Below are 12,299 nucleotides of genomic sequence, written 5' to 3'. Positions count from 1 at the left end.
CCGCTCTCCGGGAACGAACGGGCTGTCGACAAACTTCTCTTCGTTCAGCTCCGGACGGTTCAAATACCCCCGCGCTACGCCGACGCCGCCGATGCACAGCTCGCCCAGCACTCCCACCGGTACCGGGTTCAGGTGAGCATCCACAATATAAAACCGGGCGTTCAGCCACGCCTTGCCGATCGGCACATTCCCCGCCTCCGGCAGCTTGCTCAGCGGCTCGTCGTAGAAGCTCGAATCGATCGCCGCTTCCGTGACCCCGTACGCGTTGATGATTCTAAACTGCGAGCCGTAGCGCTCCTGCAGCAGCCGGTAGTCCGTCACGCTGCAGCTGTCCGAGCTTGTAATCAGCAGCTCCATCCAGCTCATATCCAAGCCCTGCTCCGCTACATATTCCATGAACGGCACGATCAGCGCAGGCGTCGATTCGAAGATTGTAATCTGACGGTCGCGTATCCAGCCGTATAGACGTGCCGGATCGATGCGGTCGTCCTTCGGGCAAACGACCATCGTTCCACCGTTGTACAGCGTCCGGGCGATATCCCCGACGAACACGTCGAAGGAGAAGCTTGCCAGTTGCAGCAGCCGCACCGGGAACTGATCCAGCCGGTATTCCCGGCGGTAGGCCGCTGCTGTATTAACCAGGCTGCGGTGCTCGATCATGACGCCTTTCGGCCGTCCCGTTGTGCCCGACGTGTAGATCACGTATGCCAGATCGTGCGGCTCGCTCGCGTCAGGCCCGTTCGCTCCGTCTCCGCTGTACGACTTCTCGTCGTCGAGGCAGAGGCAGCGCACGCTTTGCAGCGCCGAATCTTCTTCCAGCCACGCTTGGGCGCGATTCTGCAAATGGGTCTGCGTCAGCAGCACCGTAGCCCCGCTGTCCTCCAGCATGAACCGGATGCGGTCGGACGGATATTCCGGATCAAGCGGCACGTACGCGCCCCCTGCTTTCCAGACCGCCATGACGCCAACCAGCAGATCCACCGAACGGTCTGCCAAAATGCCGACGATTGACTCCTTGCCGATACCGCCCTCGCGCAGCGTGTAAGCCAGTCGGTTCGCCCGCTCGTTCAGCTCCCCGTACGTCAACTGCTTGTCCTCGTACACGACCGCTATCGCTTCCGACGTGCGCGTCGCCTGCTCCTCGAACAACCGGTGGAACGTCTTCTCCGGTGGCAGCTCAGGCAGCGCCGGGTTGAATGCTTCCATAATCTGCTCTCTCTCCGAATCGGTGAGCAGCGCAAGTTCCTTCACACCGATGTTCGGATTAGCCGCAACTTGCTCCATCATTCGGGCGAAATGACCGAAAATTCGCCGGACGCCCGCTTCGTTGAAAGTCAACGCATTGTAGCTGAAGCGAAGGAGAATACATTCGTCCGGGATGACGGTCACGTCGAAATCATAGTTCGTTTGCTCCGGCGCCTGGATGTTGGAGATGGCCAGCGCTTTTTTGCCCCCGCTGACCATTTGTTCGATCCGCTGCTCGGTCGGATAATTTTCGAACACCATAACGTGGCTGATCAATTCCCGTTTCTGCTCGCTCAACGCCTGAATCTCATACAGCGGATAAGTATCGTAGGCGCCCGAAGCCAGCGCTTGCTCCTGCGTTCTTCGCATCACATCCGCAAACGATTCCCCTACCGCACTTTGAATGCGCACCGGAATCGTATTGATGAACAGACCGATCATGCTTTCCACGCCCGGGATGTCCGCCGGACGGCCTGACACGACGCAGCCGAAGACGACATCCTTGCTGTTGTTATAAGTTTGTAGCATAAGGCCCCATACCGTTTGAACAAGCGTACTAACCGTTACCTGGTTTTGTCTGGCTACTCGTTCGACCCGCTCGCTCAGCTCCTGGCTGAGCTCAAAGTCCATTTCGATCGGAACATAGCCTTCCCGCTTGTACCGCGGTTTCTCTTGAGGCAGCAACGTCTGTTGATCGTAGCCGGCCAAATAATCGCTCCAATAGCTCGACGCCGCATTCCTGTCCTGCTTCTCCAGCCATTCGATAAACTGGGCAAAAGGCGTCACCGGGGCCAGCTCGGGCTGCCTTTGCTCGTGGAACGCAAAGTAGCTGTCGAACACTTCCTTGATCATGGAGAACATGCACCAGCCGTCCATCAGAATATGATGGTGGCTCCAGATGACATGATGGGCTTGCTCTCCAGTACGCAGAATCGCTACGCGCATAAGCGAATCTTGCGCAAGATCAAATCCTTTGGCCTTATCCAAGGCCGCAAAATCGGCGGCATATTTCTCACGTTCCGCCTCCGGCAGTCCGCTCACATCTTCGTAATGAAACTCGCAGCTCCGATTGCGGAATACGATCTGTACCGGCTCGTCCTTCCAGCCGCTTATAAAATTGGTCCGCAACGCCTCGTGCCGCTGTACCAGCAAGTCCAAGCTTCTGGAGAAGGCCCCGACCTCGAAGCTTCCCTGCAAATCGAACATCACCTGCTCGAAATAAGCCCCTGATTCGGAGTCCATCAGGTTGTGGAACAGCATCCCTTTCTGCATCGGGGTCAACATATACACATTTTCCAGTTCGCCCATCGCCCCGGTGCGCTCCGCCAGCTGTTCGAGTTCGTCCACGGTCAGTCCTTTCAGCAGGACGTCGCTTGGCGTCAGCTCCGGCCGCCCTTTCCCAAGGCAGTGCGCAATCACTTCCCGCAAGCTCGACTGAAGCAGTGCCCCGAGCCGCTCCACCGTTTCCCTGCGGTACTGGGTCGTGCCGTACCGGATGGTCAATTCCAAAGCGCCTTCCGAAACCATACCGTTCATGTCCAGCGCAAAGTCCATCGTCGCGTTCCTGCTGACGTCCGAACCGGTGGAGTACGGAGAAAGCTTCATTCCGTTACTATCATAGTCCTGGTCGAACTGCCCCAAATAATTAAAGCTGATTTCCGGCTCCAGGACAAAGCGCTCACCCTCCTGCGGGGCAGACAAATACCTCAGGATACCATAGCCGATTCCCTTGTTCGGAATGCGGCGCAGCCCTTCCTTGACCTGCTTGATCTGCTGCGAAACGGCGTGGTCTTGGCCTGTCTCCAGCACAATCGGAAATTGGCTCGTGAACCATCCCACCGTGCGCGTAATGTCGACATCCTTCACGATGTCTTCCCGCCCGTGGCCTTCCAGATTCACAAGCACCCGGTCCAGCCCGGTCCACTGGCGCACGGCCATGCCCAGCGCGGTAAGCAGCAGATCGTTCATTTCCGTATTGTAGGCGCGGTGCGCCTGCTTCAAGAGCTGTTCCGTTTCCTGCGCCGTCCATTTTACAGTCACAACATCGCTATCTTGCAGCAGCGATTTGCCCTGCTCGTAATCCTTCGGCAGCAGAACATACTCGACTTGTTCGAGCTGCCGCCAGTACGTCCGTTCGGTCTGCATCGCCGGACTATGGGCATGGAGCGACAGTCGCTCGGCCCACGTCCGGAACGAATCCGTTTTGTGCGGAAGCTTGATCGCTTGTCCGTTCAGCGACTGTTCGTAGCCTGTGGCAATGTCCTCGAACAAAATGCGCCAGGACACGCCGTCAACGACAAGATGATGAATGGCGATCAGCAGATGGTCGCCGTCCGCGCAGCGGAACAGCCCCAGCTTCACCAAAGGCCCGTTGTCAAGGTCGATGCCGCCTTGAATTTCGTTCGCCTTCGCTTCAATCGCTGTGGCGCAATCCTCGGCGCCGGTCAGGTCCACGACTTCCAAGCTGTACAGCTCGCCTTCGTCGATCCCCCCGTTCCAGGCCGCGTAGCCGCCGTTTTCGGTTTTGCGGTACACCGTACGGAGCGCGTCGTGATGCTCGACGATCTTCTTTATCGTCTGGCGGAGCGCCGCTTCGTCGAAGCCTTGCTTGCGGTACAGCATAAAGGACTGGTTGCTGTGATGCAGGTCGGCCGGATTTTGCTCGAAAAACCACCGCTGAATCGGCGTGAGCGCCACATCGCCCGTCACTTCTTCCTGGCTCGCGATCTTGCCAGCCGTTTGAAGATGCGGACTGAGCGCCGCTATGGTCGGATGATGAAACAAATCCCGCATCACCATCTTATAGCCGGTCTGAAGCAGCCTCGAAGACACCTGCAGCGCTTTGATCGAGTCGCCGCCGAGCGCAAAGAAGTTATCCAGTATCCCAACCCGGTCTACGCCCAGCACGGCTTGCCATACCGAAGCAAGCGCCAGCTCCGCCGCCGTACGGGGCGCCGCATATTTTGCTCCGGCTTGAACGTGTCCTTCCGGTTCGGGCAGCGCTTTGCGGTCCACCTTGCCGTTTGGCGTAAGCGGCAGCTGCTCCAGACGTACCAGACGCGCCGGAACCATATGCGAAGGCAGCGTTTGATCCAAATACGCTTGCAGCTCGTCCAGATTGAGCTCTTGCTCCGCAACCGCGTAGCCGCACAAATATTTTTGGCCACGCTCATCGGTCCAATCCGTCACAACAGCTTGACGAACCCCTGCGAAACGGAGCATCGCCGACTCAATCTCGCCCAGTTCAATCCGGTAACCGCGAATTTTCACCTGATAGTCGATCCGGCCGATGAAATCCACGTTGCCGTCTTCCATCCAGCGCGCCAGATCGCCTGTGCGGTCCAGCCGCTCTCCGGGGATGAACGGGCTGTCCACAAATTTCTCTTCATTCAGCTCCGGGCGGTTCAAATACCCGCGGGCCACGCCCGGCCCGCCGATGCACAGCTCGCCCAATACCCCCACCGGTACCGGGTTCAACTTCGCATCCACGATATAGAACCGGGCGTTCAGCCACGCCTTGCCGATCGGCACGTTCCCCGCCTCCGGCAGCTTGTCCAGCGACTCGTCGTAGAAGCTCGAATCGATCGCCGCTTCCGTTACACCATACGCGTTGATGATTCGGAATTGAGAACCGTAGCGCTCCTGCAGCAGCCGGTAATCCGCCACGCTGCAGCTGTCGGAGCTTGTGATCAGCAGCTCCATCGAGCTCATGTCCAGACCCTGCTCCGCCACGTGTTCCATGAACGGCACGATCAGCGCAGGCGTCGATTCGAAGGCCGTAATTTGCCAGTCGCGAATCCAGCCGTATAAACGGGTCGGGTCAATGCGGTCGTCTTTCGGGCAGATGACCATCGTTCCACCGTTGTACAACGTCCGGGCGATATCCCCAACGAACACATCGAAGGAGAAGCTCGCCAATTGCAGCAGCCGCACCGGGAACTGATCCAGCCGGTACTCCCGGCGATAAGCCTCTGCCGTGTTCACCAGGCTGCGGTGCTCGATCATAACGCCTTTCGGCCGTCCCGTCGTGCCTGACGTGTAGATCACGTACGCCAGATCGCGCGGCTCGCTCGTGTCGGACCCGTTCGCCCCGTCACCGCCGAACGACTGCTCGTCGTCGAGGCAGAGGCAGCGCACGCTTTGCAAAGCCGAATCTTCCTCCAGCCACGCTTGGGCGCGGTCCTGCAGATGGGTTTGCGTCAGCAGCACAGCCGCCCCGCTATCCTCCAGCATGAACCGGATGCGGTCGGACGGATAGTCCGGATCGAGCGGCACATACGCGCCTCCTGCCTTCCAGACCGCCATGACGCCGACCAGCAGGTCCACGGAACGGTCGGCTAGAATGCCGACGATCGATTCCCGGACGATGTCACCCTCGCGCAGCGTGCCCGCGAGCCGGTTCGCCCTCTCGTTCAACTCCCCGTACGTCAACTGCTTGTCCTCGTACACGACCGCTACCGCTTCCGGGTTGCGCACCGCCTGCTCCTCAAACAACTGGTGGAACGGCTTATTGTGCGGAACCTCGGGCAATGCCGGGTTAAACTGGGTTAATATCTTGCTTTTCTCTTCTTCGCTCAGCATGGATAGCTCGCGCACCGTCTGCTGAGGGTTTCGTATCATTTGTTCGATAATCGCAATCATCTGTTCAGCAATGCGCAAGATTTCATTTTCCTCGAACAGCTGAATGCGGTAATCGAAATTCAATTCAATCCGCCCGTCATCAACCAAGTCCACCACGTGAATGGCAAAGTCCCCCACTTCGTGTCCGCAAAGATGGCTGTTTATCAGAACGCTCAGGTCATCGTAGTGGGACCAGGTAAGCTGCAAATATTCAATATCCACCCGGAACAATTCCGGAATATCGTGCTGCTTGTTTTCTTTTCTCAAATCCTGAATGAGCTGATTGTACGGATATTTCTGATGGCGGAGGGTCGACTTCTGTTCTTTGGATACATGATGCAGAAAAGATGCTGCGCTCTGATCCGGGTCCAGCAGCATGCGCGTCGCAACGGTGCTTACAAACATCCCGATCGTTTCTTTTTCTTGCTTGGACGTCCGGTTGGCATAAATCGTGCCTACCGTCAGGTCCTGATTTCCGGTGACTTTATAAAGAAGGATATACAAGGATGCCAAAAACAAAGTAAATATGCTGACGTTATTCTGCTCGCTGAATTGCTTCAATTGTTCGTAACGTTTATGGGTAAGGGGAACGCTCGCTCTTCTGGCCTCTGTGCTTATAGCGTAAGGCGTATTCGGTTTGATGGCGGTAATTTCCGAGAACGATTTGAATTTATCTAACCAGTAGGCCTTATCTTTTTGGTAACGTTCCGACCTCTCGTATTCCTGTTCGGCATAAATATAATTAAGATAAGAGCTTTTGGCCTTCGGGTCCTGCACGGTTCTATGCAGCAAATCCATATAGTTTTGCATGACCGTGTTGAAGATGAGGTTCGATGCTACGCCGTCGGCAATAGTGTGGTTGATTTTCATGTTAAACCAGTGCTCTTCGTTGTTCATGTTAAAGACGCTAAAATGATATAATTTCTCGTCAAAAATGCTTATCGGTATTCTATTAAAACGCTCCAGCCATTCCTTCGCTTCCTCGGCGCTCCCCATTTCCAAATAATCGCACTCGGGGACGATGTTCGATTCCTCTTCAAACCATTGCATCGGTTCGGCTTCGGAAGGAGCAAACCGGATACGGAAAGCATCGTACTCTCTTATCAATTGATAAACCGACTGCATCAAAATATCGGATTGGACGTGACCCCTTATGAATAAAGTTCCTGCAATCGTTCCGACGGTCGTATTGGGATACATCATTTCCATATTCCAAATTCTTCGCTGCGCCTGGGTTAAAGCATACAATTTATTTTTATTCTCGCTCACATCGACACTCTCCTGGCATAGGAATTCTAAGGTAGGCCCGCAACCCAAGGTACTGGAAAAATCCATTTGCTCAAGAGCATAAGCGGGCTTATTCAGCCCGCAGAGCTCGTCATATGGACGTCTACGAAACGGGCTGTACAGACATTAGCGATTTCACGAACGTGTCGAACGGCAGGATGGTCAGTTCTTCGGCAAAATCGCGTTCCTGCCCGCACACGGCCAGCTTGTACGGACCGTCCACAGGATACTGCTTGAACCAATACTCCTTCAAATCCGGACTATGCAGCAGGACCGGATTGCCCTCCGACGTGACCCGGACCGCGAAACGGTCCAAAGGAAGAGAAAGTCCGACCCCTCTTTGCTTAATGAAGCTTTCCTTCAAGGTCCACAGATCGTAAAAATAAGGCAACCTCTCCGCAAACGGACGCTGCTGCAAATCGTTTGCCTCTTCGGGAGCGAAATAATGATAGGACCACGAAAAATCGATATGCTGCTGCCGTTCGATATCGACGCCTACCGGCTGCTCCGAGATGGCGCATACGACCCATTCGTCGGAGTGGGATACGTTGAAATGAATGTTCGGAAAACCGTCCAAAGACGGCTTTCCGTAAGCATTATGGGTATACCGGATATCCGAAGGGCGAAGCCCCCATTTTTGCCCGATGAGCCACCGGGCCAGCGCTTCCCCGGCCAACGTTCTGCACCGGTCCGCAGGCTGCTTCAGTCTTGCGGCCTTCGCCTGCTTTTCTTCCGATACGCAATCGTACAGCTGCTGCACGATGCCGACCTCGGGCTCCCCGGATAACCGGACCGCGTAAACTTCGATCGTCATAGGCGTCGGTTAGTGCCTTCCCCCCTGTTTATCGACATAGACCGAGCGGAGCAGGGATCTTTCGAACGGAACGCCTTGCGCCGTCACACCCTGAACTTCGACGGACGTTTGGTAGACGCCCGGCTCCTGAGCCGCCGTCAGATCCAATTCGTTATTCGCGCCTGCCTCCGCTTGTTGTTTCAACGGTTGAATTTGCTTTTTGCCCGGATTGCCTTGCTCAGGGATAAATCTCACATTGTAACGAACGTCCAGCTTGTTGGAGGGTAGTTCGTTGCCGTCGGTTTCTACAAGGAATTTCTGCTTGTCTTCGGTCGTCAATTTGAGCGAATCGGAAAGCGCCGAATCGTACTGAACCGTCAACAGATGCGCACCGGGCTTTTTGGATTGCGCCTGCAGCGTCCACTCGCCCTGTTCCGGCTTGGCAACGACCGCAGTATGATGCCAAGCGCTTTTGAACAGCTCCTGATCCTGCTCCACTTTGACGTCGACCGTTCTTTTCTCGCCGTTCGGCGCAATCAGTTCCAGGCGGTCGGCCGGTTGATCGGCAATCCAATCGAACGTGACGCTCCGTACGTCGTTCTCCACGAGAAAACGCTCAACAGCTGTGTTTTCATGCTTGCCTCCACGGATCAACGTGCTGCCGGGTTGAACCCATTCAAGCGGATTCGCTTCCTGAGCCACGCTTTGTCTGCTGCTTTCCGCCTCTGCCGTGAGCCCGGCTGGGACCGTCAAATAAGGCTTGATCAGCGGGAACATCGGCGTGCCGTTATGAATCACCTTGTGGTCCCACGGTCCGATCTTCACCATGGAGCCCTTGGGATTATGGGCGTTGCTGACCGTCACGACACCGTCGTTCTGACCGAATATCGATAAATACAGCCCGCCGGCGAGGAAAATCGGATTAGAATCGTGCCAGACGTCGCCGGCGAACGTGTAAATCTTGTTCTTCGAAGCGTTGGCGTGCGAATCGGTAATCGAACGGAAATGCTTCATGTAAGACGTTTGCAAGGAGTAGGTGCCCTCGGTCTTCAAACCAATCAGGTCCACCAGCCATTCCGCCCAGTTGGAGTACGCCAAATCGGCGAGCTGCGATCCGTGGTGCGGGCTGCCTAAAGTGACGAGGTGCGAAACGTACGGATACGCGCCGTAATGCACGAGAGCCGTTTGCGAATCGAGCCCGCCTTTGCTATGGGCGACGATCACGAGCTTTTTGCCCGGGAACGCCTTGGAAATTTCCACAATTTTATCGGCAAGCAGCTTGCCGTTATCCCACATGTTTTTCGACGGGCCTCCCGAATCGTACAGCTCGACAAAAGCGGTTTGATACCCGTTATTGTAAGCCATTTGGTACATATCGTTCGTTTTGTACCACGTTCCGGCGTTAGATATGAAGCCTTGTACGAACAGAAGGACAGGGTAGTTCGGATTCAGGTTGCTCGGTGTGGCGCCGGGCGCCCAAGTTCCGGGAACGCCAGATAAGTTAGGCTCGGGTGCGGCAGCGGAAGCAGGCGCTGCAACGACAGCCCATAGCAACAGGCATGACAACAGCAACGTCAGAACTCTTTTATTCATCAATATTATTCACTCCCCCAATAAAATGGTGAACCGAATATGATTTCGCCACTCCATCACCCGCCAGCCGAACTTCAGACCAATTCCGGTTGAAGCAAGTTCGACGCGCAGCTTTCTATAACGGCCTGTTTCAGAATCTCGCAGCCCTTGGCAAGCTCCTCCATCGGAATCGTGAGCGCAGGCATCAGCTTGACGACCGCATCGTTACGTCCTGCCCGCTCGATGATAAGCCCGAGCTCATAGCAGCGCGAGGCAATCGCTTTGGAGAGCGTCTCGTCCTCGCTGCCGGACGTGTCGATTCCCCAGATGAGCCCTCTGCCTCTTACGGTGAGACGCGGGTCGAGCGGCAAAATTTGCTCCTTCAAAAATTGCTCGATGAACTTCGCCTTGCGTTCCGTTTCCGCCTCCAAGCCGGTCTGTTCGCGGAATTCGAGTGCGGCCGTAGCGCCGACGAAGGCAAGCTGGTTCCCGCGGAAGGTGCCGTTGTGCTCCGCTGGCTTCCAGACGTCGAGCTCCGGCTTCAACAGCAGCAAGGACATCGGCAGCCCGTAACCGCTGATCGATTTGGAGAGAACAGCCAGATCGGGAACGATACCTGCGCGCTCGAAGGAGAAGAACGGGCCAGTCCGGCCGCATCCGACTTGGATTTCGTCGCAAATGAGCAAAATGTCGTGACGGTCGCACAAATCGCGCAGCTGGCGGAGCCATTCGATCGGGGCCTCGTTCAGACCGCCTTCCGCCTGAATCGTTTCGAGGATGATCGCCGCCGGTTTAGCGATACCCGAATGGTCGTCCGTCAGAATCGCCTCCATGTATCCAATCGTATCCAACCCGTCGATAAAGCCTGCCGGGAAAGGCATGAAAGTCACGTCATGCAGCGGAACTCCGCCCGCTTCGCGGTGATACAGACTGCTGGTGGCGGCCAAGCTGCCAAGCGACATGCCATGAAACGCGCCAATGAAGGCGAATATGCCAGTCCGGCCCTTGACTTTTCTCGCCAGCTTGAAGGCCGCCTCTACCGCGTTGGTTCCCGTCGGACCGCAAAATTGAACCTTGTGGTTCAGACCGCGTGGCTTGAGGATCTTGTCAGAGAACGTTCGCAGGAACGTTTCTTTGGCCGAAGTGTACATGTCCAAGCCGTGGCTGATGCCGTCCGATTGCAAATAGCTGATGAGCCGCTCTTTGATAAAGTCGTTATTGTGTCCATAATTCAAAGCACCTGCGCCAGCGAAAAAATCGATATACGACTTTCCCGACTGTGCATATAGGACGGAGCCTTTGGCACGTACAAAAACGTCCGGGAACGACCGGCAATAAGATCTAACATTGGATTCCAAAGCTTCGAATGTGTTCACTGTCATATCATAATCTCTCCTCAGGTATGATTTAATCCGTTATAAAGTTAGTTAGGGGCTTACCTCCGCGGCATTGTTTTTCTGTTCGCACCCTTTTTCTAAAGCGATTAGCATACGGCAATATCGCCTGCAACAAGGGCGGAACCTGGATCATTTATCGTTTTGTCATGCTGCAAACTCCCTTCAGGTGTTCCCTGTACAATTCGGAGCTTGTTCTGAAAACGGGTCGTGCGGTAGACTAAGGAGTAAGTTTTGTGTGCAGGAAAGATGCGGGTGCGGTTTCCTGATGCGATGAACAGAACGTGGGTTGAACAAGATGTTTGAGATGGAGCAGGCTGACTTCAGGCAACCCGTCTCTCATTTTTGGAGCTTTTTTCTGTTTGGAGCTTACGAAGGGCAACTGTTTTGCGGCTTCTTTCGTTGTGTGCGAGAGCTTGCATCGGCATTCAAAATCCAAGAAGGCCTTCGTGAGAACATCCAGTCGTCACCCCCTTCTATGTGATTACAAAATAACCAACACTTGCTAATTATATACAAATTTTAGGCGTATTTAATATGGTAGTAAAGTCCCATTTTGTAATCAATTATAAACTTTTGTTCAATATTTAGACATTTTTACAAACGCTTAACAAAGGCGATTCAGAAGAATCGACTTTCATGTTCTAACATTTTGTCGATTGATGACAGAATGTGTAGATAATCAAGGCATCTTGCGGCCAAAAAAGAAAACGCGGTCCATTGAGATCTGTTTTTTTCGTATACAGCTGACAGGCTCGGAGCGCATGTTTTCAAATACTTCATATTTTTAACGCAAAAAAAGCTTAGACCTGCAGACTAAAAAGTATCGTCAGGCGCCCAACGCGTGCCCGGACGTCCCATTTTATCGTTAAGGCTGAGAAGACTCCCTCTTCGATAAGGGGGAGATGAATCAGCATCTCTTGTATATGAATGCAAACATATGTGCTATAATTGTCATGAAATCACCAAAGGAGATAAGTCTCGCATGTTGTATCATAAAGCTTTTCGCTTTCGCATCTACCCAACGGAGGAGCAAATGACACTGATCCATCAGATGTTTGGATGCGCTCGCTTTGTCTTTAACCACTTCCTTGTGAGGTGGAACGACACCTTCCAAGAAACAGGCAGAGGCTTGTCTTACCAGACCTGTGCAACCAGGCTGCCAGCGTTGAAAAAGGAATGGCCTTGGCTCAAGGACGTGGACAGCATTGCTTTGCAATCCGTCGTTCGCAGCCTGGCAGATGCGTTTGATCGCTTCTTTCGAAAGCAAAACGATCCGCCTCGCCTCGGTTCAAGAGCAAACGCAATCCCGTCCAAAGCTACACCACGAAGTTTACGAACGGCAATATTGCCGTTGCCAGCGATCTGCTGAAACTTCCGAAGCTGGG

The 12,299-nt window shown here is 54.6% G+C and carries 4 protein-coding genes and 1 pseudogene; 1 reads left to right on the top strand and 4 read right to left on the bottom strand.

Features of this window, described 5'->3' with window-relative positions:
* The 4 genes from BLO51_RS05090 to ectB form a co-directional block, all read right to left on the bottom strand.
* A partial coding sequence (locus BLO51_RS05090) for a non-ribosomal peptide synthetase (RefSeq protein ID WP_245719535.1) occupies window positions 1-7,134 on the bottom strand: 7,134 nt, incomplete at its 3' end.
* Between the two features lie 121 nt (window positions 7,135-7,255).
* Window positions 7,256-7,966, bottom strand: a complete 711-nt coding sequence (locus BLO51_RS05085) for a 4'-phosphopantetheinyl transferase family protein (RefSeq protein ID WP_090667764.1) — start codon at window positions 7,964-7,966, stop codon at window positions 7,256-7,258.
* A 9-nt stretch (window positions 7,967-7,975) separates the two neighbouring features.
* On the bottom strand, window positions 7,976-9,538 hold the full coding sequence (locus BLO51_RS05080; RefSeq protein ID WP_090667760.1) for an esterase/lipase family protein: 1,563 nt from the start codon (window positions 9,536-9,538) through the stop codon (window positions 7,976-7,978).
* Window positions 9,539-9,612: 74 nt separating this feature from the next.
* The gene (gene ectB, locus BLO51_RS05075) at window positions 9,613-10,893 is read right to left on the bottom strand and encodes a diaminobutyrate--2-oxoglutarate transaminase (RefSeq protein WP_090668131.1); all 1,281 of its coding nucleotides are present in this window, start codon (window positions 10,891-10,893) and stop codon (window positions 9,613-9,615) included.
* Between the two features lie 1,003 nt (window positions 10,894-11,896).
* On the opposite strand from ectB, the pseudogene BLO51_RS05070 reads away from it, so the two are divergent.
* A pseudogene (locus tag BLO51_RS05070) lies at window positions 11,897-12,299 on the top strand (helix-turn-helix domain-containing protein); the annotation flags it as partial.

The sequence above is a fragment of the Paenibacillus tianmuensis genome (genome assembly GCF_900100345.1).
Classification (GTDB): domain Bacteria; phylum Bacillota; class Bacilli; order Paenibacillales; family NBRC-103111; genus Paenibacillus_G; species Paenibacillus_G tianmuensis.
This window is presented reverse-complemented; position numbering and strand designations above follow the sequence as displayed.